This window comes from Nocardiopsis ansamitocini (assembly GCF_030268225.1).
GTDB lineage: Bacteria > Actinomycetota > Actinomycetes > Streptosporangiales > Streptosporangiaceae > Nocardiopsis_D > Nocardiopsis_D ansamitocini.
On sequence record NZ_BSQG01000002.1, the window covers coordinates 106,522 to 132,574 of the forward strand.

General features: G+C 69.0%; 25 protein-coding genes and 1 pseudogene. 13 read left to right on the plus strand and 13 right to left on the minus strand.

All coding sequences use genetic code 11. From position 1 onward, the window contains the following. Positions 1-207: 207 nt before the first annotated feature. Positions 208-1,110: a serine hydrolase gene (locus tag QSJ59_RS06990; protein WP_285758044.1), complete on the minus strand. Its 903-nt coding sequence runs from the start codon at positions 1,108-1,110 to the stop codon at positions 208-210. After that, positions 1,107-2,000, minus strand: coding sequence for a LysR family transcriptional regulator (locus tag QSJ59_RS06995; protein ID WP_285758045.1), 894 nt, complete (start codon positions 1,998-2,000; stop codon positions 1,107-1,109). Before QSJ59_RS06995 ends, QSJ59_RS06990 begins: the two co-directional genes overlap by 4 nt. Before the next feature lie 207 nt (positions 2,001-2,207). On the opposite strand from QSJ59_RS06995, the gene bla reads away from it, so the two are divergent. From bla to QSJ59_RS07010, 3 genes are all read left to right on the plus strand, one after another. Next, on the plus strand, positions 2,208-3,119 hold the full coding sequence (gene bla / locus QSJ59_RS07000) for a class A beta-lactamase (RefSeq protein ID WP_285758046.1): 912 nt from the start codon (positions 2,208-2,210) through the stop codon (positions 3,117-3,119). A 522-nt stretch (positions 3,120-3,641) separates the two neighbouring features. After that, the gene (locus QSJ59_RS07005) at positions 3,642-4,706 is read left to right on the plus strand and encodes a cobalamin-independent methionine synthase II family protein (protein WP_285758047.1); all 1,065 of its coding nucleotides are present in this window, start codon (positions 3,642-3,644) and stop codon (positions 4,704-4,706) included. Positions 4,707-4,953: 247 nt separating this feature from the next. After that, on the plus strand, positions 4,954-5,268 hold the full coding sequence (locus QSJ59_RS07010) for a type II toxin-antitoxin system VapB family antitoxin (RefSeq protein ID WP_285758049.1): 315 nt from the start codon (positions 4,954-4,956) through the stop codon (positions 5,266-5,268). A 362-nt stretch (positions 5,269-5,630) separates the two neighbouring features. Here QSJ59_RS07010 and QSJ59_RS07015 read toward each other — a convergent pair whose 3' ends face one another. Next, positions 5,631-6,602 carry an MmyB family transcriptional regulator gene (locus QSJ59_RS07015; protein WP_349497187.1) on the minus strand — a complete coding sequence of 324 codons (972 nt, stop codon included), beginning with the start codon at positions 6,600-6,602 and terminating at the stop codon, positions 5,631-5,633. 28 nt (positions 6,603-6,630) lie between these two features. Here QSJ59_RS07015 and QSJ59_RS07020 point away from each other — a divergent pair, with 28 nt between their 5' ends. Both QSJ59_RS07020 and QSJ59_RS07025 read left to right on the plus strand, forming a co-directional pair. Continuing rightward, complete coding sequence (locus QSJ59_RS07020; protein ID WP_285758053.1) at positions 6,631-6,897, plus strand: Atu4866 domain-containing protein; 267 nt, start codon at positions 6,631-6,633, stop codon at positions 6,895-6,897. Between the two features lie 266 nt (positions 6,898-7,163). Next, the gene (locus QSJ59_RS07025; protein WP_285758055.1) at positions 7,164-7,433 is read left to right on the plus strand and encodes an Atu4866 domain-containing protein; all 270 of its coding nucleotides are present in this window, start codon (positions 7,164-7,166) and stop codon (positions 7,431-7,433) included. A gap of 252 nt (positions 7,434-7,685) precedes the next feature. Here QSJ59_RS07025 and QSJ59_RS07030 read toward each other — a convergent pair whose 3' ends face one another. Then, positions 7,686-8,861 (minus strand): winged helix DNA-binding domain-containing protein, encoded by a 1,176-nt coding sequence (locus tag QSJ59_RS07030; RefSeq protein WP_285758056.1) that lies wholly within the window; start codon positions 8,859-8,861, stop codon positions 7,686-7,688. A gap of 298 nt (positions 8,862-9,159) precedes the next feature. Here QSJ59_RS07030 and QSJ59_RS07035 point away from each other — a divergent pair, with 298 nt between their 5' ends. The 4 genes from QSJ59_RS07035 (at position 9,160) to QSJ59_RS07050 (ending at position 12,488) form a co-directional block, all read left to right on the plus strand. Further along, a complete protein-coding gene (locus QSJ59_RS07035) occupies positions 9,160-11,280 on the plus strand; it encodes an SMI1/KNR4 family protein (protein WP_285758058.1) in 2,121 nt (706 codons plus the stop codon). Positions 11,281-11,562: 282 nt separating this feature from the next. Next, on the plus strand, positions 11,563-11,742 hold the full coding sequence (locus tag QSJ59_RS07040) for a hypothetical protein (RefSeq protein ID WP_285758060.1): 180 nt from the start codon (positions 11,563-11,565) through the stop codon (positions 11,740-11,742). Between the two features lie 21 nt (positions 11,743-11,763). Further along, positions 11,764-12,258: a DUF2975 domain-containing protein gene (locus tag QSJ59_RS07045; RefSeq protein WP_285758062.1), complete on the plus strand. Its 495-nt coding sequence runs from the start codon at positions 11,764-11,766 to the stop codon at positions 12,256-12,258. Beyond that, the gene (locus QSJ59_RS07050; protein ID WP_285758064.1) at positions 12,258-12,488 is read left to right on the plus strand and encodes a helix-turn-helix domain-containing protein; all 231 of its coding nucleotides are present in this window, start codon (positions 12,258-12,260) and stop codon (positions 12,486-12,488) included. The genes QSJ59_RS07045 and QSJ59_RS07050 overlap by 1 nt, the downstream gene beginning before the upstream one ends. Here QSJ59_RS07050 and QSJ59_RS07055 read toward each other — a convergent pair. Beyond that, positions 12,467-12,763: a hypothetical protein gene (locus QSJ59_RS07055; protein ID WP_285758065.1), complete on the minus strand. Its 297-nt coding sequence runs from the start codon at positions 12,761-12,763 to the stop codon at positions 12,467-12,469. The two genes, QSJ59_RS07050 and QSJ59_RS07055, sit on opposite strands and share 22 nt — an antisense overlap. Before the next feature lie 338 nt (positions 12,764-13,101). Further along, entirely contained in the window at positions 13,102-13,350 is a 249-nt protein-coding gene (locus QSJ59_RS07060) for a hypothetical protein (protein ID WP_285758067.1), read from the minus strand. 382 nt (positions 13,351-13,732) lie between these two features. On the opposite strand from QSJ59_RS07060, the gene QSJ59_RS07065 reads away from it, so the two are divergent. Continuing rightward, positions 13,733-14,689, plus strand: a complete 957-nt coding sequence (locus tag QSJ59_RS07065) for an AraC family transcriptional regulator (protein WP_285758069.1) — start codon at positions 13,733-13,735, stop codon at positions 14,687-14,689. Between the two features lie 532 nt (positions 14,690-15,221). Then, on the plus strand, positions 15,222-15,743 hold the full coding sequence (locus QSJ59_RS07070; protein ID WP_285758070.1) for a zinc-binding dehydrogenase: 522 nt from the start codon (positions 15,222-15,224) through the stop codon (positions 15,741-15,743). A gap of 200 nt (positions 15,744-15,943) precedes the next feature. Here the strand turns inward: QSJ59_RS07070 and pdxA are convergent, their stop codons facing one another. From pdxA to QSJ59_RS07100, 6 genes are read right to left on the minus strand one after another with little or no spacing between them, the layout of a single operon-like run. Continuing rightward, the gene (pdxA, locus tag QSJ59_RS07075) at positions 15,944-17,011 is read right to left on the minus strand and encodes a 4-hydroxythreonine-4-phosphate dehydrogenase PdxA (protein WP_285758071.1); all 1,068 of its coding nucleotides are present in this window, start codon (positions 17,009-17,011) and stop codon (positions 15,944-15,946) included. 11 nt (positions 17,012-17,022) lie between these two features. Next, the gene (locus tag QSJ59_RS07080; RefSeq protein WP_285758073.1) at positions 17,023-18,246 is read right to left on the minus strand and encodes a four-carbon acid sugar kinase family protein; all 1,224 of its coding nucleotides are present in this window, start codon (positions 18,244-18,246) and stop codon (positions 17,023-17,025) included. A gap of 8 nt (positions 18,247-18,254) precedes the next feature. After that, positions 18,255-19,019 carry an HpcH/HpaI aldolase family protein gene (locus QSJ59_RS07085; RefSeq protein WP_285758074.1) on the minus strand — a complete coding sequence of 255 codons (765 nt, stop codon included), beginning with the start codon at positions 19,017-19,019 and terminating at the stop codon, positions 18,255-18,257. A gap of 9 nt (positions 19,020-19,028) precedes the next feature. Further along, positions 19,029-19,994: an aldo/keto reductase gene (locus QSJ59_RS07090; protein ID WP_285758076.1), complete on the minus strand. Its 966-nt coding sequence runs from the start codon at positions 19,992-19,994 to the stop codon at positions 19,029-19,031. A gap of 12 nt (positions 19,995-20,006) precedes the next feature. Next, positions 20,007-20,957 (minus strand): NAD(P)-dependent oxidoreductase, encoded by a 951-nt coding sequence (locus QSJ59_RS07095; RefSeq protein WP_285758078.1) that lies wholly within the window; start codon positions 20,955-20,957, stop codon positions 20,007-20,009. Between the two features lie 10 nt (positions 20,958-20,967). Further along, on the minus strand, positions 20,968-22,380 hold the full coding sequence (locus QSJ59_RS07100; protein ID WP_285758079.1) for an Nramp family divalent metal transporter: 1,413 nt from the start codon (positions 22,378-22,380) through the stop codon (positions 20,968-20,970). A 274-nt stretch (positions 22,381-22,654) separates the two neighbouring features. Here QSJ59_RS07100 and QSJ59_RS07105 point away from each other — a divergent pair, with 274 nt between their 5' ends. Both QSJ59_RS07105 and gad read left to right on the plus strand, forming a co-directional pair. Further along, on the plus strand, positions 22,655-23,461 hold the full coding sequence (locus QSJ59_RS07105; RefSeq protein ID WP_285758080.1) for a DeoR/GlpR family DNA-binding transcription regulator: 807 nt from the start codon (positions 22,655-22,657) through the stop codon (positions 23,459-23,461). Between the two features lie 232 nt (positions 23,462-23,693). Beyond that, entirely contained in the window at positions 23,694-25,118 is a 1,425-nt protein-coding gene (gene gad / locus QSJ59_RS07110; protein ID WP_285758081.1) for a glutamate decarboxylase, read from the plus strand. 144 nt (positions 25,119-25,262) lie between these two features. Here the strand turns inward: gad and QSJ59_RS07115 are convergent. Then, positions 25,263-25,709 (minus strand): annotated as a pseudogene (locus QSJ59_RS07115) (DUF3159 domain-containing protein); the annotation flags it as partial. Positions 25,710-26,053: the final 344 nt, after the last annotated feature.

Sequence of the window (26,053 nt, forward strand, 5' to 3'; positions counted from 1 at the left end):
CTGAAAGTAATAATTGCCATCGTTGGTCGTTTATTGGTCAACCAAATCGGATCGCCGGGCAGGAGCGACAGTGCCGGAGCGGCCCCGGTCCCAAGCCCTTTGAACGTGGAGTTTCCTATCGCCACGCCAGTGGCCCTCACCGGATGCGAAGGTGAAAAGCAGGCAAAACGCGGCAAGTGGGAAAGTCCCGACTCCGTGTTCTCCCGGCTACATCCCGCGCAGGTGATCGCGCAGTTTCCGTGCGACCCCCGCCATGAGTGCCTCGGCTCCCGGCTGATTGATGGCCGGCACCCGTGATTCGGTGAGTACGGCGACCCCGAACGTCTGACCGTCGGCGTGTTCGACGACCCCGATCTCGTGCCGCAGGTTGAGAAGTGTTCCCGTTTTGGAGGACCACTTCGACGCGTCGGAACTGAAGTCGGGGGCCAGGCGCTGCCGCAGTACGTTGTCGCCCATGAGGGTGCGGACCCGCTCAGCCACCGCGGGATCGAGCGGTGAAGGGGTCCACAGCACCTGTAGCAGTTCGACGAACGCCCGCGCCGAACCCGAGCTCGCGCGGGTGACATCGAGCTGTGGTACCCGATGCCCGCGGCCCGCCGTGCCCGCCCCGATGGCCAGGGAGTGGGCGAGGTGGGCGTCCACCTCGCCCAGACGTTCCGCCGGGGTCTCGTTGAGATCGCGGATCGTGTGCCGGATGGTGATGCCGCGGAGTCCGATCGCCTGCATCGACTTCGCGACCTCGGCCGGCGTGGTGAGGGCGAACAGGGCGTCTGCGGCGGTGTTGTCGCTGATGCAGGTACTGAGGTAGACGAGGTCGTCGACAGCGATCTCGGCGGGGTGCCGGAACCGGCTGAGACCGGGAGGCCCGGGAGTGGTGATGCCCCCGGGTGCCACCAGGAGCCGTGTCGAACCGTCGAGTTCCCCCCTTCTGATGCGGTCGAGAGTGGCGATTGCGAGGGGGACCTTGACGAGGGAGGCGGTCGGGAACTCCAGGTCGGGCTCGATTCCGAGCTCGTTGCCGGAGTGCAGGTCGCGCACCAGGAAGGAGCCGCGCAGGCCGGCGTCGTCGAGCTCCTGACGAAGGTCCCGCAGGAGTGTCCCGGTGTTCATGCCGCGGCTCCGTTCTCGGGGGACGCCCCCAGGCACCGCGCGATCCCGGCGTGCAGCCGGGTACGGATGCGCTCCGCGTCGTCGCCGATCCCGGCGAAGACGTCGAAACTGCGGACGAGTCGGATCTCGCCGATCGGCCGCCAGCAAAGATCCAGTTCCTCGGCCTGTTGGGGCGAGGACAGCAGGAAGTCGGTCGAACCGAGGACCTCCGCCAGCGCGGAGGTGAGGGCGATGGCCACCGTGACCTGCGCCGGTTGGAGGCCCACCGTGTCCCGTACGCGGATCATGCGGTCGCGGATGTGCGGAACGTCGTCCTCCGGCTGGATCCAGATACGGCGTCTCCGGGACGACCGGTCGGTGCGTCCGGCCCGCAGCGTCTCGACGTAGACGGTCTCCGTGTGGAGCGCCGTCGCGCTCGCCAGCCCGAGAGGCACCGACCAGCGTCCTTCGCCCGGCGGTACCTCCGTGATCGCCGCGCGGACCTGTTGGGATCGCAGGAGCTCGGCGCGTTCGGCGGGCGGGGCCGGGTGGAAGACCAGGTGGATGCCCTGTCGGCGTGCTTCGGCGTCCAGGAGCGCGAGATCGCGTGTGCAGCAGATCTCGGGCACCGCGAGCAGCAGCGGCGTGAGTTTGGCGCGTTCGGCGTCGTGCTCCATGTCCTCGGCGATACGGACGAGGCGCTTGGCCGAGGGCAGCATGTCACGACCGAACGGGGTGAGCGTGGCCCGTCGGGTCGACCGGTCGAACAACCGCGCGCCCAGATGTTTCTCCAGGGCCGCGATGCGTCGACTCGCGACCGGTTGGGGCATGCGTGCGGCCGCTGCGCCGAGAGTGAAGCTGCCCCTCTCGCTCACGTTCACGAAGGCTTTGCAGGCACCGACGAGATCCATGACCAGGATGCTATGCCGATTCGGCATTGAAGTGCCCATTTTTGTCTTGGACAGCATCGGACTCCGTCGTGAGACTCCTTCGCAGGGCCACCCGAGGGTGGTGTCCGCGGTCGCGGCGAGCCGCCCGGAGACGATTCCGGCGCCCGGTTCGAGGACCGACCGTGGCACCCGAAGGCCCGTGCGAACTCACGACAGGAGACCTGAACCATGCCCATCCAGTTCACTCGCCGCGTCGCGGCAGTAGCCGCGCTCGCGCTGCTGCCGCTCGTCGGCTGCACGACCCCCGGCGAGTCTTCCGCCCCCGTATCCGCGACGACGACGCAGACGGCTGCGCCGGTAGCGTTCGAGCAGGAATTCCAGCAGCTCGAAGCCGATTTCGATGCCAGGCTCGGTGTCTATGCGCTGGACACCGGCACCGATGAGACCGTCGCCTACAACGCCGACGAACGGTTCGCCTACGCCTCCACCTTCAAGGCCCTCATCGTCGGTGCCGTGCTGCAACAGAACTCGGTCGACGAAATGGAGAAGGTCGTCACCTACAGCAGCGAGGACCTGGTCCCCTACTCCCCGATCACCGAGCAGCACGTCGACACCGGCATGACGCTTCTCGAAGTGAGTGATGCCGCCATCCGCTACAGCGACAACACCGCGGCGAACCTCCTCTTCCACGAACTCGGCGGACCGAGCGGCCTGGGCGACGCGCTCAAGGGGATCGGTGACGACGTCACCCACGTCGACCGGCTCGAACCCGACCTGAACGAGGCCACCCCCGGAGACATCCGTGACACGAGCACCCCACAGGCGCTCGCCGGCAGCCTGGAGGAGTACACGCTCGGCGACACCCTGCCCGACGACAAGCGCACGATCCTCGTCGACATGCTCAAGGGCAACACCACCGGAGACGAGTTGATCCGCGCGGGGGTTCCCGAAGGCTGGGAGGTCGGTGACAAGACCGGGGGCGGTGGTTACGGGACCCGCAACGACATCGCCGTCATCTGGCCGCCGAACGACGACCCCATCATCCTGGCGGTTCTGTCCAGCCGCGATGAGGAAGACGCGGAGTACGACAACGCGCTCATCGCCGAGGCGACCAAGGTCGCCATCGACGCCCTGGCATAGGTTCTGCGGGCCGACCGGGCGGCGCACCGCCGTCCGGTCGGCCCATGGCCCCGCGAAATCCGCCCCCGGGCGCGGCACTTACAGCGGCCGGGCCGAACATCGTCACCGGGACGTCGCGGCCTCCCCGAGCCGGATGCTGAGCCGAGTCCTTCCTCCACCGCCCACTGCTGCGCGACCGGGAGAACGCTTGAGCGGACAAACCGGTTCGACGCTTTGTCGATACGCGGCGGCGCGGGCGCTCGTCACCGGGCCGAGCGGTGCGTGGCGACAGTCGTACGGACAGGCCGGTGTCGATCGCGGTCCTTTCGGTGCCGGGACGGAGAAGAGGTGCGGAGTGGGGACTTCGCCGAAACGGGTGCGTGATTGGCCGCCATTGGCCGTTGCCGGCCTTGTTTCCCGCAAAACCGGGACTTATGGCCGTGGTGCACGTCACAATCGCCGTGGATGTCGAGATGGTTCGTCATCTCGGCCCCGCCGGTCATCACCGCTTCGCACCGTCTTTAGTCCCGGAAAGGACACGACTTGACTCTTCCCACCGAGCCGATCGGCAGCATCCCCCGCCCCGACTTCCTGATCGAAGCGCTCGGCGCGTTCTCAACGGGGCGCATGAGTGCCGTCGCGTTGGCCGAACTCCAGGCCAAAGCGACCGCTGACACGTTGACCCGTCTCACGGAGACCGGCTCCCCGGTCCTCACCGACGGGGAACAGGGCAAACCGAGTTTTGCCACCTACCCGTTGGCGGGTTTGGCCGCACTCGCCCCGGACGGGGCGGTCATCCCGTTCGCGGACGGGCACCAGCGCCAGCTTCCGCGACTCACCGATGGACCCTTCCGCTACCAGACCTACGCTGACGAGTACCTGCGCCTGGCCAAGGAGCACACCGACCTCCCGGTGAAGCAGGCGGTGATCGCCGCATCCGCGATCAGCCTGATCTACCCGGCCGACGGCATCGACGGCTACGACCGCGCCGAGTTCACCGCCCACCTGGTGGACGAGGCGGAGGCCGACATCCGCCGCAGTTTCGATGCCGGGGCGCACAGCGTGCAGATCGACTTCACCGAGGGGCGGCTCTCGCTCAAGCTCGACCCGTCGGGCGGTCTGCTCAAGTCGTTCGTCGACCTCAACAACCAGGTGTTGGACCGGTTCTCGGCCGAGGAACGCGCTCGGATCGGCGTGCACACCTGCCCGGGCGGGGACCAGGACTCGTCGCACAGCCTCGACGTGGACTACGCCCAGCTGCTGCCCACACTGTTCCAGCTGCGGGCCGGCGCCTTCTACCTCCAGCTCGCCAGTGAGCCCGACCCGCGACGGGTGCTGGAGACGGTTCGCGACCACGCCGACCCGGACCAGCGGATCTTCGTCGGAGTGGTGGACCCCATCGACCCGCGCGTGGAAACTCCCGAGGAGGTCCGCGACCGCGTACTGCAGGCGGCCGAATTCATCCCGGCCGACCGGCTCGGAACCTGTGACGACTGCGGATTCTCCCCGTTCGCCGACGACACATCGACCTCGCGCGACCTCGCCTTCGCCAAGATCCGGGCGCGGGTGGAGGGGACCGGCCTGGCCGCCGACTCGCTCGGGCTCTGACTTCGCGTAGCAGCGTTCGTTCCCCACTGAAGGGAGCGGATCCCATGCCGGCCGGTGAGGTTCGGGGCCGGGTTCACCGGCCGGCAGGAGCGTACCCTCCGTGAGGGTTATCGCGTCCACAGGCGGAGAGGAAGGGCTCGCGGTGGCGCCGGAGACGGAGGAAGAGCCGCGGAGCACGAGGGGAGCGCGTGCCGGTGCCCGTCGGGCGGGTTCATGCGCGGCGCTCTTCACGTCCTACGATTGCCCCATGGTCTTCAAGCGGGTCGGTAGCGGGCGTCCCTACCCTGAGCACGGATTGTCCACAGGTGCATGGGCACAGATCGCACCGTGCCAGGTGCGTCTGGACGAACTGGTTACGACCAAGGCCAACCTGGACCTGCAACACCTTCTCGCCAAGGACTCCACCTTCTTCGGTGACCTGTTCCCCCACGTCGTGCGCTGGGAGGGGCAGCTCTACCTGGAGGACGGCCTGCACCGGGCTCTGCGTGCCGCCCTCCAGCAGCGCGCCACCATGGCGGCCCGCGTCTTCGAAACCGCCGAATGGGTGCCGCAGGCGGTCTGACCGACGACTTGCCCGCGGTGGGGGAGAAGTCCTCGACGCACCCCCGCCCCCGGTAGCGGTCGGGCTCCTTGCCGGCGTCGACCGGTCGCATCGGAACACCCCCGTACGTGGCGACGGGCTGGTCGTGCACGACCGCACGGTCGTCGACGCCGGGCCGTAACCGGCGCGTCGGCTTCGTGCGCCGAGCCGTGGAGGCGCATGCGTCCGGGAGGCCCGTTCACGTGCCGGCCGATAAGAACGGTTCGCGTGCGGGAGCCGGGGCGATCGGCTGTCGTTCGGTGGAGAATTCGTCCACAACCGGCACATTGTCCACAGCCTGTGGACAATGTGTGCGGATCCGCACCGTTCACCGGCCCGCCCGGTTACGTCTCCGGCCGGTCGAGCAGGGAAAACGCTGCATCGACGGATCCGTTCTCGTCCTGCTCGCGTTCGACAGTGGCCGCCCAACTGGCAAGAAGCTCCAGGGACTCCTGGGAGGGCGATGCCGGTTCGGCGCTGTACGCCATGGGGGAGAGGCCGGAGTCAGCGGTCAGTTCCATGGCCTCGAAACTCAATTCGAGCAGGCCCACGACGGGGTGGCGGAACTGCTTGACACCGGTGCGGTGCTGGTGGACGTTGTGTTCCGCCCACCGGACACGGAAGTCCTCGCTCCGGGTGGACAACTCACCGACCAGGTTGCACAGTGCCCGGTCGTAGGGGTCGCCACCGGCTTCGGCACGCAGGATGGCGGCGGTGTCGTTGGCTGCCCGTTGCCAGTCCGGATAGAAGTCGTGTGCGCGGGGATCGAGGAACACGAAACGGGCGTGGTTGGCCGGCGGGGCGGCAAAGATCTCCGAGTAGCGCGCATACCCGAGGCGGTTGGCCGCGAGGATGTCCAACCGCCCGTTCTGTACCACGGCCGATGAGCCGGTCATGGCGTCGAGGATCAGCACCAGCGTTGCGTGCGGGTCCGGCCTCCGCCGTGCTCCCCGCCGCCGGGAACCGTTCCGTCCTGAGCACTGACACGACGGGCCGCGACCGGCCCCCGGTCCTTCGGACCGTTCCGCTAGGACTTCCCGTCCACCCGTCGATCGGACGGGAGGTGTGCGGCGAACGGTGCTCCGACCACCTGACTGGGAGCGCCGTACCCAGGAAAACGGCTCCCTGGTTACTCCGAAGGAACTGAACGAGACTGCACACGAAGGCCGTGGAGCTCCCTCCCAGTACGAACGGGGGAGCATCCAGTGCGTGGCGATCGGTCGGATGCCTGTACCGGGTGTTACCGGATACCCGTACCGGCTGTCCGAACGAGCCGGACGTCCAGGCCCCCGGTGAGTGCCGGGGCCCCGTCCCATCTCTCAACGGCGAAGGAGTTTCGAGGACATGACTGACGACGGGACCGCACCCCACCCCTACGTCGGTATGTGGGTTACCGCAGACGGTTACATCCGACAGGAATTGCTGCCCGATGGGCGCTACGACGAGGCGCGCGGCAGCCGAAGGAGCGCCTACACCGGCGATTACACCGTCAAGGGGACCCACATCGACTACGTCGACGACACCGGCTTCACCGCTACGGGGGACGTCCGCGACGGGGTTCTCCACCACGAGCACCTCGTTCTCTACCGGGAAGAAGGAAGTACGGCGTGACAGGACCGTTCCCCGGTTGCGACCCCACCCGCGGCAACCGGAAAGCCACTCGCATGAGCCGGAAAACGAAACGTGGTTCCCGGGAACCGTGCTCGCGGTTCCCTGAGGGGCCCGGAACGGTTGCGCGTCTCGGTGCCCTGACCGTTCTCCTGCTCGCCGCCACCTTCGTGGCGACGGCGTGCGGGAACGAGGCGGGATCCGCCCCGGAAGCAGGGGTGGCCGGGCCCACCACATCACCCGAGCCGACCACGGAGGAAGTGACGACAATGGAAGCGCACCCGTACGTCGGAATGTGGGTCACCGCAGACAACCGCATCCGTCAGGAGCTGCTGCCGAACGGACGCTACGACGAGGCGCGTGGGCAGCGCGAGAGCGCCTATACCGGACGCTACGAGGTGACCGGCAGCCGCATCGAGTACTGGGACGACACCGGGTTCACCGCCGATGGGGAATTCGACGGCGATGTTCTCCACCACGCCGGCTACGTCTTCTACCGCGAGGGCAGCGAGTCCCACCGAGAGGCCGGGACCGGGTAGGGCGGTTTTCGCGTCGTGCCCTCGCACCGGCCGTGTCGTGACGGCCGCCCCGGCGTCAGCGCAAGGGGACCCGGGAGCACAGAAGGGCACGCGTTCCTGGAGCAGCCGTGCCCGGGCGGACGACCGGGCACGTACGGACCATCGCGGTCGTGCGACGGGGCAGCAGGAGACGGCACGAACCGTGCCCTGTGGTCTTCGGAGTTCCAACCGATGACGGTGCCGGGGACGAGCGTGCGACGTCCGCCTGACCTGTCATCCCGTCGTGTTCGAAGCGACCCTCATCGCAGGCGATACATAGCCGGTGCCGATACGAACACCGTCGAGCCACTCGGTCAGTCGCGTCGCCTCGTTCGCGAGAGCCCGCTGCGTCGAGGCCGGAACGGATTCGAGTAGGTGGACCCGGACGACTCCGGCGTCGTCCTGGACCCATGACCCGATCGCGCGACCGTTGGCCCATGCCGTTGTCCCGGCGTTGCCACGGCCCTCGAAGAGCTGTTCACGGTGCGGGCCGAGGTAGAAGTCCCGGCCGCGCCAGCCCATGACGGTCGGATCGAGGACCGGGAGCAGCGCGACCCACTCGCCCGGGTCGGCCACCGCGGCGACATCGTCGGGCAGGAGCCACCCGGTGGTGCCGTCATCGAGGGAGACGGTGACGGCTTCCAGTTCGGCCAGGGCTCTGCGCACGATCGTTTTGGTGGCACCCAGCCACCAGACGAGGTCGTCCTCGGTTCCGGGGCCGAAGCTGTAGAGCCAGCGTCGGACGAGTTCCCGATAGCCCTCGCCGGCGCTCCACGGTGGGGGAACGTCATCGAGCCAGTGTCGGGTCAGGGTCCATCGCGGTTGCGAGGTCGTGAAGCGGCCGGTGTTGACACCGCGCACGATATCCGCGGTGGCACCCAGGTGGGTGAGCACTCGCGGTGCCGACCACACCTCGCCCGCTGTTCCTTCGACCTTCACATCGATCCTCGGCACGGCCCGGCGTGCATCGATGGCCGCCAGGCCCTGCGGAGCGTCGGCGAGCAGGGCGAGGACTTCTTCCCTTGCCTGGTCGAGCCAGCCGTCGCCGTCGTCGGTAAGACCTGCCTTGACCACATCCTTCGCCATGCGGGCGCGTTCCGTGCCGGCGACACGCGCAGAAGCACTCGGCCACACGGCCGGCAGCAGCTCGTGGGGGAACACGAAGAGGGTGCGCCGCATCGCCAGCTGTTTCACCAGCCGGCGATCCTCGTAGAGCGCTCGGTCGACGTCCGAGACGGTCAGCGAGGCGACGCGCGCCCAGCATGACAGGTAGACCGTGGCCGGCTCGGTCGCATGCAGTGCGGTCATCGCCCGGGTTGCCGCCGTGGGGGAGGCAACCCGAAAATCCGGTGCCAGAGCGTGCCGAACGGCCAATCGAGCGCGGCGTTCGGCGTCGGTCACATGGCGCATCGGCTTATGGTGCCACACCACGCACGGTTATCGACACGCTCTCCCAGGTCGTCCCGTCGATCGTCGCCTACCGCGCACCGGTCCAGCGCAAGCCGTTCGACCGGGACTTCCTCGTGTCGATGATCGACGGTGTCGTGGTGCCGGCGATCCGCAACGCACGGGCCGGCCCCACGTGCCCAGGACCCAGCGGATGCGGGCCCGGGCTGAATGTCAGATCGTGCGCCTACCCTTCTGCGAATCCGGGCTTCGGCTGCCCCACAGCCGGCCCCGCCCCGGACCCCTCACCGGTTGGAGCCCAATGGAAGAGAACACGTCTGCCCTCGTCTTCCTCACCGAACAGCAGCGAGACGGAGCAGGGGAGTGGACACCGGGCCACCGGCTGAGAGTCAGGTTCGAGCCAGGCGAAGCCGTCCCGCTGGTCCAGCTCGGCTGGCGGGACCTCGCCGGCGCCGAGTCCATGATCGGGTTCGATCCCGACATGACCACCTTCACCGGTATGCGGATCGCCTCGGACGGCACGTCCTGTGCATGGCGGGGCCGGTTGGCGGGGCGGCTCCCCGACCTCCCCGGTCACCGGTTCCGGGCAGAGGGCGGGAAAGGGGGGCGGGACCTCCGACTGCTCATCGAGGACGGCGGTGCACCGGCTGTGCGGGTCAATTGGGCGGACGGGGAGGGCAGCGGCGGCTCGATCGTCCTTCGCACCGTCGACTTGGACGGGGTCGGGAACGCGGACGAGATCACCGACAAGGTGAGCGGGGTACGGGCGGGCAACGAGTACGCGGCGGCTGGCGAGATCGCCGCCAACCTGCTCGACGACGCCTCCACCAAATGGCTGTCCCGGCGCGACTCCGACTGGCTGGAGTTCACCATGGTCGAACCCGTCCACATCCGGCGATACGCCCTGGTCTCCGCCAACGACTTCTCCGACCGCGACCCCCGCGACTGGGTGCTCAAGGGGTCGGCGGACGGTCGGACCTGGGTCACGCTCGACACCTGTTCCGCCGAGTTCTTCCCCGGACGGCACCTCTCCCGTGACTTCCACATCACCGGTCCTGCCGCGGACACGCCCTACACGTACCTGAGGCTGGAGTTCACCCGCAACTGCGGTGCCTCCGAGACCCAGCTCAGCCGAGTGCGGTTCTTCTCCGCAGGTCACACCTACGAGGCGTTCGCCGGACACCGCTACGCGGCGGGGGAGTCCCCGACGCCGTACGCAGGAGTCGCGGGAGACCCGGTGACCGGCCCGCCCGCCACCGTCGAACGCTGGCGGGCCTACCTGGCCGAGTACAGCGCCGACATGCTGCGTGCCCTGGACGAGGGACAGCTCTTCGGCACCACCGACGACCAGCGCCTCGCTTCCTGGCTGGGTTATGACGGTGCCACGGAGGAGCAGATCACGGACCTGGAGAAGCGACTCGGGGCCCGGTTGCCGCCCAGCTACCGCTCGTTCCTCGCCACATCCGACGGTTGGGCGACCATGGGGGCGTTCATCTCCAACCTGCGCTCCGCCGCCACTGTCGGTTGGCTGGGCGACCTCCAGGACGAGCACGTGCTCGACGAGAAATACCTGGAACACGAGGAGCCGGCCGGGCCGGTACTGCTGGTCTCGGGTGAGGGCGACGCCCAGTACTGGTTGTTGGACGCGGGGGACGTCTCCCCCGACGGCGAGTGGGCCGCCTACGTGTGGGCCGCCTGGTACCCGGGGCTGGGGGAGCGGCACGTGTCCTTCGCGGACCTCGTGGCCGACGAACGCGCCTCGTTCGAGGAACTGAGCGCAGCAGAGGGGCGCCCGGTGCGTCCGGAGGGCGCCGGGGAGCTCCTCGCCCGGGGACGCAGGGCCGCACTGCGCGGACGGGTGGGCGACGCCTTGGACGCCTTTCGGCGCGCTGAGGAGAAAGGATCCGGTGCCGCCGCTTATCTGAAGGTGGTGCTCTCGGCCTTCCTCGATGTCCGCGGAACCCATCACAAGCTGCGCGGTCTGCTGCACCGTCCCCATGTGGTGGCCGAGGTCGGCGCCGAGCAGGTCAACGCCGAGACGATTCCGCTCTTCCTGCACAGCGTCGATCCGGGCACGTCCGGCAACGCTGCCAACGCGATCCACGTTCTGGGTGAAGCCCTGCCCGGTCTCAAGGTGCCGTCGGCCGGCCAGGAGCAGGACACCTGGCTCGCCGACCACCGGTTGCCCGAACCGCCCGCCTTCGAGCGTGCCCTCGACACGGCACGGGAACTGGCGTCCGCGGGAGCAACCGATGACGCCTGGACCGTCATCCAGGAAGCCCTGGTGGGGTGGTATCCGTTGTCGCCGAACCGGATCGCCCCGGTGGTGCTGCTCACCGATCCCGCCCTCCGCCAGGTGGTCACTCCCGAACGGGCGCGTGAGGTGGTGTTCACCCCGCGGGGCGGGCGCGTGTCCGGCTGAAAGCGGGCAGTCCTCGTCGTGGTCCCTCGGTGAACCGGGCGCTGGAGCCGGGAGACAGCAGCAGGAGCACCGGTGCGAAGAACCCCACGGCCCCTCGTCAGGGCACCATGGCGAGGGGCCGGCCGTTCTGGACCCTCCCGACCGGCTTTTCGCTGTCCGGCCGGTCGCTTCGAAGCGCTGCGGCCGGCCGGGGCGCTGGGAGTGAAGCGATCGGGAGGATTGCCGTCCTGGGGCCTGGCGGGAATCGTCAAACCGCTTCGGTGCTTTGTCGACAGCGGGCCGGTGGACTCCGTGTCCGAGCCGGCCAGGAACGGTTGTGTCGAGGTGTTCGCCGTGGCCGGGCTCGTGGGACATGCCGGCATCGACGCCATCTGCCGCTACGCCCTGTCGGCCGACGCAGGCGGAGCCATCACGGTAGGGGAAGGCGTCGTCAGTCACTTCCAACCTATTGATTTTCGATAGATATCTGTTGATAATCGATATATGGATCGATACTTCGTCTTCGCCCTCCGCGCTGCCATCGCCCTGGCGATTCTGATCGGCTTCTTCGGCCAGCTCGTGGTCATCCCCGGAACGGCAGCCGGCGAGGTCGACCGGTTCCCGCCGTACGCGCCGTTCGCCGTGCCGTACATGACGGTGGCGATCATCGGGGTCGCCTGCATCCAGCTCGCCCTCCTCGCGGTGTGGATACTGCTGGACATGCTCCGACGCGATGCGCTCTTCACCTCGCAGGCATTCCGTTGGGTGGACGTCATCATCGGGTCCACGGTCGTGGCGACCCTGCTCGCGGTCGGCGTGACGGTGCACCTCCTCGTGTTCGGGGTCCCGATGCCCGACGCCATGGAGGCGATCAGCGCCTTGGGAGTCGCGGTCGTGGCAGCCGGTGTGGGCGCCTCGTTCGCGATGCTGCTCGTCCTCATGCGCGGGCTCCTGCGCAAAGCGACGGACCTGCAGACCGAGATCGCAGAGGTGGTCTGATGGCGATCATCGTCGACCTCGACCTTCAGCTTGCCCGGCGCAACATGTCGGTGGGAGAGTTCGCCGAGTCCGTCGGGATCACCCCCGCGAACATCGCCGTGTTGAAGAACGGCCGTGCCAAGGCGGTGCGGTTCACCACCCTCGACGCGATCTGTCGCACGTTGGACTGCCAGCCGGGTGATGTGCTGCGTTGGGTGCCCGACGACGATCAGGACACCGACTCGATGTGAGCAACCTGGCCGGGCACCCATCCTGCTCCGAGGGCGAACCCGAGGAGCCGGCGCGCTCGACGCGCGCCCTGGCCGAGCCGTGGAGGAAGTGTCTCGCCTGCGGGGACGGGGTGTCGACACCGGGCGGACACCATTGTCGTCACCACTGCCTCCAGCGCCACCACCAGGAAGAACGGGAGAGTCGGGTGAAGGCCGTGGCCGCCCGAAGCGATGAACGGCCGCGTGGTGGGGCCGGGCCCGATGCGGTCCGCCGCGTCGTTGCCCTCGCTACTCATCGTCTCCCTCTTCGGCGGTGCCACGGTCGTATCGGGACGGCGGTACCCGTCGTCGGAACTGCCGGACGGCGGGCGCAGCCGTCCCGATGCTGATATCTGTGGACGGCCGGTGGGCCATCCACAGCCTGTGGAGGGCGTCGTCGATGGGCGGGCGGCCGGGAACGGCGGCGGCCGCTTTCGACGACCACATCGCCTACCCGGACCAGACCCGGATGCGGGCGCCGACGGACCGGCAGGTGCCGGACGTATCCCTCCGGGACCTTGCCAGTAACCACAAGCGTTGTTGACACTCCCGTCGGCAGTGACCCAGGTTCTCTTGCGGTCGGTACTACGTGCAATCACCGATCGCCGTGCAGGTATCGAGTGATCATGGCGACCAGCTCCTTCTCCACCCTCTCAACCTGGACGGGGTGGGGGGTTGCCATGAGCTTGTGGGTGTTCAACTCGACCGTTCCCACAACGAGTTCCGCGGCCACGTCGAGGTCCTGCACTCGGACGTCTGGATGGCGGACGAGCACGTCGCGCACCTGACTCACCCGTTCCGCGCCGTGCTGGTCGATCGCTTCGATCAGTTGCAGCGCAGCCATACGCCCCGACCCGCGCACATCGGCCCGATCCTGGGGACGCCCGCCTCCACAGTGCACCGCCTTGCGACCCGCCACAGTCTGAACCGGCTGCGCTGGACGGAATCGGCCCCACCGGCCAGGCTGTCCGCCGCTGCGAACACCCCCGTCCCGGCGCGCCGACCCATGTCGGCATCAAGAAGCTCGGCAATATCGCCGGCGGTGGTGGCCATCGGGCCACGTTCCGCCAGAGGGCACGGGCCGACTGGTCTGAGGGCTCGGCTTTTACCAGCAGGGCGAAAAATTTTCAATGTATGGCGTGTCCGCACGCCGTGGGGCACAATAAAACAGACATTCGATCTTGTTGAAAACTAGAGTCCAGATTAAAATTCGGGTAGAAACGAATATGATAGAGACTGTATTCAGCACTCATGATCTCCCGAAAGAAGACCGGTTCGAGTACTGGCAGTACTGTGTGGCCAGTACGCATGCCCCGCTCACTCTCAGCAGCGAGCACCGTCGAGACTTCCAGGCCTACCAGCGCACCCTCGAAATCAATGGGATTCGCGCGTGGCCCAGTGTGTTCCAGCCGGTGACGTTCAAGAGAAGTCAGCGGTTGGTCAGGCAGTCGGATCCCGAGTGCTACCACCTCAGCTTTGTTTTCCTTGGGAGCCTGGAGGGTGTTTCCGGCAATAAGAAAGTCGATGTCGGGGTTGGTGAGATCAATATTTTGGACACCTCTACCCCATTCGAGGTCGGTGCGGCCCGGGAGTGTCCTGAGCAAAGGGGAATCGGTTTGGAGATCCCTAAGAGCAGTTTGTCGATCCCGGCCAAGTACACCGATGTCCTGGTGGGAGAAAAGCTCTCGGCAAATGTGGGATACGGGGCCCTGGTCAAACAATTTTTAAGAACCCTTGTCTCTGATTCGGCTGATTTCTCCCGAAGTGACGGCGATCACCTTTCCGTCGTCATGTGCGACCTCGTCTCCGGCCTGTTCGCCAAATCGGTGGAAGTGGAAGGCCGGCTGCCGGTCGAGACGCGGAAGAGGACGCTGCTGCTGGAGATCAAGCGGTTCATCGGTTTCAGGATCTGCGACCCCGGTCTGACCTTGCAGGAGGTGGCCGACGCGCACCATATATCGGTGAGCTACCTTCATCGGATTTTCGGCGCCGAAGAAATGACGGTGAGCTCGTGGATATTGAGAAAAAGACTTGAAAATGCGTACGGCGACCTCGTGGACCCCGGGCTTTCCGCTGTTCCCGTTTTTCAAATTGCCGAAAAATGGGGATTCAAGAGCGCGGCGGTCTTCAGTCGGTCTTTTCGCGACTTCTACGGGGTTTCCCCAAAGGAAGTCCGGTCCTGAAGGCCGGAGTCATTGACCGTGGATTTTCGTCGGCCCGCCGTGCTGGTGGGGCCGGCATCGCCACCAGCCGCGGCCCCCTCCCCGGCGGCCCCAGGGGAGTAGCACCATGTGCCGGATCGCTTCGGAAGGGGCGACCAGAAAGCCCCCACGGGCGGGAGACACCGAACCGGTAGTCGAGCCCGAGCGGCTGGAGAACGAGGCGGCCGACCTCGGCCATGCTCTGGAAGCGACGGCAAGAGCTTCTGCGCCCCTGCGGGTCGGACCCCTGACGAGGACCGCTGCCACTGCTCTGTGTCGACCATGTGCCGTGTCCCGGGAAGGAACGCCCATGGGACGCAGCACGGAGTCACCCTTTCCCGGGGGAGCCCCCGCGCGTGCGGGCGCGCGTCGACCCCGCCCGCTTGTCCATGGCACGACTTCCCCTTCCCCGTCACCGACGCACGAGCACGGTGCTCCGATGCCGGGCAGAGAAACTTTGCCTCCCCGCCTAACACCCGCCTTCCCCAACGACATAGGGAGGTGAGGGATCACCGTGATCGGCACGGCCGCACCGCGCCACCACGAGGCCGTGCGCGCGCTCGGCGCCACCCCCGTGGACTACCGCGAGGCGGGCATGTACGAGAAGATCCCGGCCCTCGCGCCGGACGGGGTGGACGCGGTGTTCGACCACGTCGGAGGTACGGTCCTGGTGCATTCCCGGCGTCTGCTGCGACGCGGCGGCACACTCGTCTCCTACGGCACCGCCTCGACGAAGGGCGTCGAGGGCGGCTCCCGCCTGCCCGTGCTCACGCTCTTCGGACGGCTCGCCGCGTGGAACGCGCTGCCCAACGGCCGCAGCGCCCACTTCTACAACTTCTGGGCCGGACGCCGCCGCGCCGACGCCTGCCGTGCCCTGCTGCGCGCGGACCTGACCGAGGTACTGCGGCTCCTTGCAGCGGGAGTCCTGGCGCTGCGGATCGCCGCCCGCATCCCGCTCTCGGATGCCGCGGCGGCATTGGCGCTGGCCGAGTCCCGCACCGTCGTCGGCAAGGTCGTGATCGTCCCCGACGCGTGAGACCCGGATCGGGCTCCCCGCCCGCGTGCGCATCATCGCCTGGGCGCGGTATCCGCGCAGCCCTCTCCACCGGACCTGCTCCTCCGGTCACCCCGGCCCGTTCCGGGCCCTGGTACCGGCCGGCATGACGAACCGTTGACCCGCCGGGGGCGCAAACGTCCGTCCCGGCCGTCTCCACCCCCGATGATCGTGGCCCCGGGTCAGACCGCGGCCTCGTCGGCTGCCCCCCGGGCGGTGCTGCGCGCGGCTTCCCACACGTGGTGCCAACCGGGTGCGAGTTCCGCGGCCCGCTCGATCGCGAGCACGAGGGACGCCTCACGGGCGATCCCCTGACCGGCGATGTCGAAGGCCGTCCCGTGGTCGACCGACACGCGGACGACCGGCAGGCCGACCGTGATGTTCACGCCGTCGTCGCCGTACACCGCCTTGAACGGTGCGTGCCCCTGGTCGTGGTAGCAGGCGATCACGAGGTTCCAGCGGCCGCGAACCGCCTGCGGGATGAGGGCGTCGGCGGCGATCGGCCCGTGGGCGTCGATCCCCGCCGCGCGGGCGCGCTCCACCGCGGGGGCGAGCACGTCGGCGTCCTCGTTGCCGAAGAGCCGGTTCTCCCCCGCGTGCGGGTTGAGGCCCGCCAACCCGATCCGGGCGTCCTCGTCGCCCAGGGCGCGGGAGAAGGCCGAGGCCAGGAGAAGCACCTGGTCCGTACGCTTCGGGGTGATGTCCTCGATGGCCTGGCGCAGCGACACGTGCGTGGTGAGGTGGAACAGGTAGAGGTCCCCGGCGCCGAGCACGAGCGAGTAGTTGTCGACGCCGAACTCCTGGGCGAGCAGCTCGGTGTGGCCCGGGTAGGGGTGGCCGCCGAGGTGCATGGCCGCCTTGTTGAGCGGGGGAGTGACGATTCCGTCCACCGCGCCCTTCTTGGCGAGCGCGCAGGCCTCCACGACGTACCGGTAGGCGCCGTCGCCCGCGGTCGCGGACAGCTCGCCGAGGGGGACCTCGCTGAGGTCCGTGCCGGTCTGGACGATCTCGATCGTCCCTGGGTCGTTGGCCGCCTCGCGTGGATCGGCGATCACGCGGACCGTGTCGGGATCGAGACCGACGATCTCGACGCCGCGACGCATCGCCGCGGCGTCGCCGACGACGACGGGGATGCAGCGCCCGCGCAACCCGGGGTGCTCCAACAGGGTGCGCGCGAGGATCTCGGGGCCGATGCCCGCCACGTCACCGAGGGTGACGGCCAGGCGGGGAAGCTGGGTCGGTGCGGTCATGCGGTTGTCTCCTATCGGTGGGAGGAATCGGCGAAAAGCGTCGTGAACAGGTCGGTACCGCCGAACCCTCCGGCTTTCGTCCAGACGACGAGCCCGGGTACGAGCCCGTCGTCGAGCACGAGGATCGGCATGCCCTCGTCGATCGCGCCGAGGACGCGCGCCGCCGACGCGCCGAGGCCGGCGAGCACGGTGTGCGCGCCGTCGCCGCCGACAAGTCCGACGACGCGCGGTGCGCGGTCGGCGATCGCGCCCGCGACCGCCTCTCCCAGCCGCTGCGCGATATCGCGGGCCCCGGGGCCGCTGTCGGCCCCGTCCCGCTGCCGTGGTGTCGTCAGGACCAGGCATCTGCGGGGCGGCCCGGCGGCCTCCCCGAGGAGCCGGGCGAGGACGGCGGGATCCGGGACGCGGTCCGCAGGGAGTTCGTGCACCTCGGCGGCGCCGTGCGTCGCGGCGTGGTGGATCTGTCCGCTGCTGACGGGGTGCAGCGAGGTCACGAACACGAGGTCGGTCGGCGCAGGAAGCCGCGCCCGCCCGCCCCCCGACGCCGGTGCGGGGTTCCAGGCGCGGCCGAGCGAGCCCGCCAGCCCGGCGGAGCCCACCGGCAGGATCCGCGGGCCCGCATCGCGGACCGCAGCGGCGATCGCGTCGAGTTCTCCGCGCGTGCGCGCATCGACCACGGCGATGTCGCCCGGTTCGAGGCCGGCGATCTCGTCGGTGCGCGCGCGACGGCCGCCCGTGAGGGCGGCCAGGTCGTCGGTCGTCAGCGGGGTGACGGGGTCGCGTCCGGCCGCTCCACCGGTGGCTGGACCGCCGTCGACCCGCAAAGAGCCGTCGACGACGGTGCGTCCCGCCTCCGGGTAGGCGGGGCAGACCACGGCCGCGGCGGGGACGGCCTCACCCCAGGCGTCGAGCGCGCCGCGGACCTGGGCCCCGAGCGATCCGCGCCCGGTCGAGTCGATCTTGAGGTAGACGCGGTCGCCCGCTGTGGCCATGGCCGCGCGCACGGCTCGGGCGGTCGTGGTCCGGGCCGTCCCCCGATCCGCGGCGCGCACGTCGGTGGAGCGGGCCACGATCCGCGGGGACGCGAGGTCCGGACGGGGAGGGGCCTCGCCGCTGAGCAGGAGGGTCGCCTCCCATCCCGTCCGGACGAATTGGAGCGCGCTGTCCCCGGCCCCCGTCATGTCATCGGCGATCACGGACACGGCGCGGACGGTCGCCGCAGCGGGGCGCCGCATCGTCGCGCTCATCCCCGTGCGTCGCCGAGGTGGCCGCGCGCGACCGCCTCGAGGTGGGTGAGCTCGGACGCGATCGTCACCATCCGGAACCCGGCGTCCAAACGGCGACGCGCTGTTGCTCCGTCGGGTGTGTGGATGGCCGGGACGATCCCTGCGGCGGCAGCGGCGTCACGGGTACGCGTGACGGCCTCCTCGAGCGCGTCGACCGATTCCGGGTCGCCGGGGTAGGCGCCGCCGACGGCGAGCATGAGGTCGGAGGGGCCGATGTAGAGGCCGTCGACCCCGTCGACGGCGGCGATCTCCTCGACGTTGCGCAGCCCTTCCTCGGTCTCGATCATGACGAGCAGGAGGGTCTGGGCGTTGGCGTCCTGAGGCTTGGGACCCACCCGCAGCCCGGAACGCATCGGCCCGTAGGAGCGGATGCCGCGGCCGGGGTAGCGGGCGGCGCGCACGGCTGCCTCGGCCTCCTCGGCGTTGTTGACCAGCGGCACGATGACACCGAGCGCACCCGCGTCGAGAGCCTGCCCGATGACGGTGGGATCGTTCGCGGCCACGCGCACGATCCCCGCCGGTCCGTGGGCGGCATCGATGGCCATGAGGTTGCGCAGGACGCCGTCGTAGCCCATGAGGCCGTGCTGGGCGTCGATGCCGATGTAGTCGTACCCGGTCCTCGCGACCCGTTCGGTGGAGACGGGCGAGTCGAGCACGGCCCAGTATCCGACGGCGGTCCCGCCGGCTTTGAGGTCCTCGATGACGGTGGAGGCGTGGTGCATGTGTGCTCCTCAGCGGTTGTAGGCGGGCATCGGGCCGTGCAGTTCCTCCCCGACCGCGTCGCAGGCCGCGACGGTGTCGTCGTCCAACGGGCCGCGAGCGATGACGGCGAGGTTGTCGGAGATCTGTTCGGGACGGGAGCCGCCGACGAGCACCGAGTCCGTGACGGGTTTGGACAGCAGCCACCGCAGCGACAGCTCGATGAGCGAGATCCCGGCTCCGGCGGCGATGTCGGTGAGTGAGCGGATCGCCTCGAACAGCCGGGCGTTCCAGTAGCGTTCGGTGTACATTCCCGCCAGGCGCGAGTCACCGAACCGGCCGCTGTCGGGGCGTTCCTCGAAGCGGTGCCGCCCGACGAGCAGCCCGCCTCCGAGGGGGTTGTAGACCATCGTGTGCAGGCCGGCGGTCCGTGCGAACTCGGCGTACTCGTTCTCGATGCGCCGGGCGACGAGGTTGTACAGCTGCTGGGCGACGACGGGGCGGTCGATGCCGAGCCGGTCGGCGGTGGCGTTCATCTCCGCGACCTGCCAGGCGGCGTAGTTGGAGACGCCGTAGGCGCCGATGCGGCCCTCGGAGAGGAGCCCGCCAACGGTTTCGAGGGTCTCCTCGACGGGCGTCGACCGGTCCGGTTGGTGCAGGTAGAACAGGTCCACCTTGTCCATGCCCAGCCGCCGGAGGCTGCCTTCCAACGAGCGGTGGATCCCTTCCCGGGAGAGCAGGGCGGCGTCGCCGGCGTCGTCGTGGGGCATGCCCGCCTTGGTCGCGACGAGGAAGCGGCCTTCGTGCCCGGTGAGGACGCGGCCGAGGATCTCCTCGGTGCGGCCGGCGGCGTAGGCGTTGGCCGTGTCGATCATCCGCACGCCCGCGTTCGCGGACAGGTCGATGATCCGCGCGGCCGTCGCCTCGTCCACGGTGTCGCCGAAAGTCATCGTGCCCAGCACGGCTCCGCCGATTCGGGTGGGAAGTGGGGTGCTCATGGCGTGGCCTTCCTAGTGCGAGGAGGTCGGTACGGGATGGTCGGGGCGCTCGCCCGCCAGGACGCTCAGGACGTCGCGGGCGACGGATACGCCCATCGACCTGTTCGCGAGGTCGGTCTGCGCACCGATGTGCGGGGTCAGGATCAGTCGAGGGGCGTTTCTGAGCGGGCTCGACTCCGGCAGGGGCTCCACCGCGAGGGCGTCGAGCGCGGCACCGCCGAGGTGGCCGCTGTGCAGGAGCTCGGCGAGGGCGTCCTCGTCGATCAGGTCGCCGCGGGCGGCATTGATGACCAGGGCCCCGGGCCTGAGTCCTTCGAGCGCGGCGCGGTCGAGGATCCGCTCGCCGCCGCCGGGCATGTGCAGCGTGACGATGTCGGCGAGGGCGAGCGCCTCCTCGCGTCCGACACCGCGGACCCCGTCACCGAGGTCCTCTTCGCCGACATAGGGGTCGAACGCGACGACCTCCATGCCGAAGGCGCGGGCGCGCGCCGCGACGGCCCGGCCGATGCGGCCGTATCCCATGACGGCCAGGGTCTTGCCGGCCAACTCCAGGCCCGGGAACCTCCGCCATTGCCCGGCCAGGCACGAGGCGTGCGCCGCTACCAGGTCGCGGGCGGCGGCCAGGATGAGTCCGAGCGTGAGGTCGGCGACGCCGCCGCTGTTGGAGCCAGGGGCGTGGACCACCTCGATGCCCGCCGCCCGGGCGGCCGCCACGTCGATGTTGTCGTAGCCGACACCGTGCTTGGCGACCACGCGCAGGCCCCCGACGGTCAGTGCGGGGCCCCGCACGTCGTCCAGGCCCACGATCATCGCCTGGCATCCGGCGGCCTCGGCAGCCAGTGTCGCGGCGTCCAGGGGGTGCGGTGCGGTGGGGCGGACGATCGTTGCCCCCGCCTCGCGCAGGACGCGCCAGGGATCATCGGACTGGGCCCCGAAGCTCGGAGTGGTGACCAGGACTCGCATCTCTTCCCAACTATCCGATCGTGAAGCCGAAGATCGTCGCCACGGAGTAGATCCCCAGGGCGCCGATCGCGATGCTGGAGATGACCAGGGCGGTCGTCCAGACGGGGCTGAGCCGGAAACGGCGGTCGACCTGGCGGCGCAGCACCCACACCGCGATCACGACGGCCACGAGGAAGAGCCCGGAGGCGACGCCACCGATCATCACCATGACGACGGGCGACTGGATGAGCAGGAAGCTCAGTGCCCACACGATGGGGTAGCACACGGTGAGGGTGCGGATGATCCGTTCGCGGACCTTGACGTTCGTCCAGTCGAACACGCCGAGGATTCCCAGGGTGTTGGTCCACAGCCGCGGCACGGAGGCGGTCGAGGCGACGAACGTCGACCACAGCACCGCGAACGCGCCGAGGAGGAACGCCCACTGGGCCCACGAACCGAGGACGTCGGTGTACATCCGCGAGAGCGTGGTGATCATGTCGTTGCCCTGCGGCACCAGGCCCTGCGGGTGCAGGACGGCGGCGCCGATCAGGTAGAACGACAGCGTGCAGACCGTGCAGATCACCCAGGAGACGAAGGCGTCCAGACGCATCACCCTGATCCAGCCCTCGGCGCGCTGCGCGCGCTCCTCGGACCCGTCGTCGGGTCCGGTCCAGCGGCCGTACCCCTTCTCCAGGACCCAGTAGGTGTAGGTGGTCATCTCGTCGGAGCCCACCCCGGTGAGGCCGAACATGGCGACCGCTAGGCCGATCGCGCCGACGGGGAGGGCGAAGCTCAGGCCGCCGAGGAGGTCGCCGCCGGTGTAGGCGAAGGGGGTCAACGGCAGGCCCAGCGCGAGCGCGACCGTGACGAGGGTGAACACGACCACGGAGGCGAAGGCGACGCGCTCGACCACGGAGTACTTGCCCGTGATGAGGAGTGCGACCGTGGCGACGAGCGTCACGAGCGTCCAGAACGCGAGCGAGGGGAAGCTGAGGGGTTCTCCCAGTACGGGGAACATGATCGACAGGCAGGCGGCCGCGCCGCCGATGATGCCGCCGCGTTGCAGGATCTTCGCGAAGTCCATGACGATCCACAGCAGGGTGATCCAGCTGCCGCGTCGGGTCTTCGGCGCGATCTGCGCGTACCCCTCCAGGGCGGGTTTGCCGCTGAGGATCGTCCAGGTGGCGAGTTCGACCTGGACCCACACCTTGATCGCCGTCGAGATGACGACGAGCCACAGGAGGACGAATCCCGCCTGGGCACCCAGGCCCGTGGTCGTGATGAGTTCGCCCGAACCGATCACGGCGGCCGAGATGATGAGCCCCGGTCCGAGGTAGCGCAACCGGCCGCGCAACGTGCGTGGAGGTTCGAGGGCGTGCTCCTTGCGCAGGGCGTAGGGATCGAATCGTTCGTGCTCTGCGCGAGGCGATGCGTTCGCGACCAAGACAGCCTCCTTAAACGCGCGTTAACCCGGTGGCAACACACGGGAACGGTACTGTGATTGCGCACACTACGCAATAGACTCGCTCGTTTTGCGCAGAGAGAAAGGGTCTGTTCACGAGTGATTCCCTTGTGGATGCGCACTTCGCGCAACTCCGTTCGTTCTTCCAGCATCGCCTGATGGGCGGATGGGTGAACGGCGCACCCGCGCCGTGTCGCGTCGCGCGGGGAGGAACGACGCGGTGCGCGGACCGCGCAGCGGGATAGCATCGGGTGCCATGAACACTCCGGTACCCGCCGGTCGCCGACGCGAGGCGATCTACGAACAGGCCACGACGGTAGGGCTTGCTTCGGTGGAGGAGTTGTCCGCCCGGTTCGGCGTGACCCCGTCGACGATTCGCCGCGACCTCGCCTCCCTGCACCGGGAGGGAAGGCTGGCGCGCACGTACGGGGGCGCGATCCCCGTGGGCGTGCACCCCGAGACGTCGCTACGGGAGAGGCTCGGCCGGGCCCATCTGGAGAAGTCGGCGATCGGACGCCGCGCGGCGCTTCTCGTCGAGGACGGTGAAGTGCTCATGCTCGACGGGGGATCCACCGTGCTCGCCCTCGCCAGGGCGCTCCGGAACCGATCGCTCCTCACGGTCGTCTCGACCGCGTTGAAGACCCTGGAGACCCTGTCGAACGCCCCGGGGATCACCGTCGAATGCATCGGCGGGCGCCTGCGCGATGTCAGCGGCAGCATGGTCGGCCCGATCGCTGAGGCGGCGTTGGAACGCATGACGTTCGACCGCGTTTTCCTGGGGGCGGACGGAGTCGATCCGCACCTGGGCATCTGCGAGGCGGGCCGGGACCAGGCCCGCCTCAAGGAGTTGATGATCCGCGCCTCCGGCGAGGTGGTGGTCCTGGCCGATTCCTCGAAGATCGGTGCGGCCCCCTTCCACGCCTGGACACAGCTGGGGACCGGCTGGACCCTCGTGACGGACGACGGGGTGGACGAGGCGCAGTTGAAAGCGTTTCGCGAGCAGGACGTCACGATCCACATCGCACCGTCCGAGGCCGAGGCCGAGCCCGGGAGCGAGTCCTGAGGAGCCGGTTCCCGACAGCCGACCGGGACCGCGGGACCGCGGACACGTATTCCTCGCAGTGACCCGGTTCCCACCGGATGCTGTGCGGGGCGACCGCCCCTGGTTCCGTCGGCCCGGGTAGACGGCCGGAGGTACGGCGGGGCGTCGACCACCGTTGCCGCCGGGCCGATTGCCCTGGGACACGAGGGGGCGAACGACCCCGATCCGCAGGTCGGCGGGGTAATAATGCCTCATGACGACTAGCCAGGACCCGGCCGGTGCGCCCGAGGAGTTCGACGACGAATTCGCGTCCTCCCCGATGTTGAGCCACGCACCCAAGTCGCGGTTCCCTTCGGCGGAGAACGACCCGAGGCAGATCTACCAGTTCGTGCACGACGAGCTGATGCTCGACGGCGTGGCGAGGATGAACCTCGCCACCTTCTGCACCACCTGGGTCGAACCGGAGGTCCGGCAGCTCATGTCCGACTCCATCGACAAGAACATCGTCGACAAGGACGAGTACCCGCAGACCGCGGAGCTGGAGACGCGCTGTGTCAGCATGCTGGCCGAGCTCTTCCACGCGCCCAGCCCGACGGCCACCCTGGGGACGTCCACGACGGGCTCCAGCGAGGCGGCGATGCTCAGCGGCCTGGCTGCCAAGTGGCGTTGGCGCAAACAGCGCGCAGCCCTCGGCAAGGACGTCTCACGTCCCAACTTCGTCTGCGGACCGGTCCAGGTGTGCTGGGAGAAATTCGGGCGGTACTTCGACGTCGAGATCCGGCAGGTGCCGATGGGGCCGGGGCACGTCATGACACCCGACGAGGCGATCGCCCGATGCGACGAGAACACGATCGCCGTCGTCGCGACGTTCGGCCAGACCTTCACGGGGAAGTTCGAGGACGTCGAAGGGATCAGCCGCGCTCTGGACGATCTCCAGGGCCGTACGGGCCTCGATATCCCGATCCACGTCGACGCCGCCAGCGGTGCCTTCGTCGCGCCGTTCTGTGCCCCCCAGCTGTGCTGGGACTTCCGGTTGCCGAGGGTCAAGTCGATCAACGCCTCGGGGCACAAGACCGGGCTGGCGCCACTGGGCAGCGGATGGGCGATCTGGCGGGAGAAGGAGGACCTTCCCGAGGAGCTGATCTTCGACGTCAACTACCTCGGCGGCCAGATGCCGAGCTTCAACCTGAACTTCTCGCGCCCGGGAGGCCAGGTGGTGTGCTCGTACTACAACTTCTTCCGCCTGGGTCGGCAGGGCTACACCAAAGTCCAGTCCGCCACCTACGCCGTCGCGCGGCATCTCGCCCGAGGGGTGGCCGACATCGAGGAGTTCGAGATCCTCTTCGACGCCGATCCCCTGCGCGGCATTCCGGCCATCACGTGGACACTTGCGGACCGGGACGCGCCGTACAGCCTCTTCGACGTGGCCGAGGAGCTGCGCACCCGCGGGTGGCTCGTACCCGCCTACACGCTTCCTCCCGGACAGCAGGACGTCGCGGTGCAGCGCATCATCGTGCGACACGGCCTCAGCCTCGACATGGCCGACATGGTGCTGGCGGACATCGTCCAGGCGGTGGCGAAGCTCGCCGCCCGGCCGCCCGCCCGCAAGCTCGTCGCCGCGGAAGCACCCAGCTTCAATCACGACGCCGTCCCCGTGGTGCCGGATTCGATGGTCTGAGCGTGCGTGGACCCGCCCCCGGCCGGTGCCCCGGTGACTCTGGGCGTGCGCCGCGGCCTTGGCGCTGTCGGACGTGACGAGGCGCTCGGCGGAGCGGCGGAACGCCCAGATGACGACCAGGGCGACCAGTGCCGTCAGCGGAAAGCCCAACACGACATCGGAGAAGGCCGGCCCGCTGGTGGAACCGGCGGGGTAGAGCCATTCCCGCACGACGAAACGCGCGGCGAACATGGCCGTGACCGCGAGGGTGGCGATGTCGTGGGCACGTAGCGAAGGGGCGTCCTGGCGCCAGGCATGCTTGCCGCCGTGGACGGCGTTCCAGATGACGCCGGTCAGCGGCCGGCGCACGACCACCGAGGCCAGCGTGCCCAGGCCCGCTGCCAGGGCGGCCCAGATCCAGATGAGGAAGAAGTCGTTGGCCGATCCGGTCCAGGCGGCCAGGCCCCCGGCGGCGGCGACGCCGATCACCCCGCCCATGGCCGCGGAGACGCCCTCTCCGCGCCGCATCCGGAACACGGCTGGCGCCGACGCGACGGTGATCGCGATCCCGACCGTGACCGGCAGCGGGAGCAAGGAGATGGCGACCGGCACGGTCGTGGTCGGCTTCGGTCATCGCGTCCTCCCGGGGTCGGGTGAAGCAGTGGTGCGCAAAGCGGTGCGAACGTGGCCGGTCGTGGTCGTCTCGTCCGGCGAACTCGACTCTGGGAAGGCCATGTCGTTCCTTTCGTTCGGACTCGGCGACTCGTTGCGGTCTGCGTCCAGGGAAAGACCGTGCCGTTACGGCGTGCTCAACCCGCTGTTGATGTGATGCGGGCCACCACGAATGCGGTATCAGGTCCTTGTCGCCCCCGGTGCCCCGGATGATGTGCGGGGCACGGTCGTGGTTCGCCGGAGGTCGGGGCGGTGTCGGGGCGGGCGTCGACGGTCCCGGACGA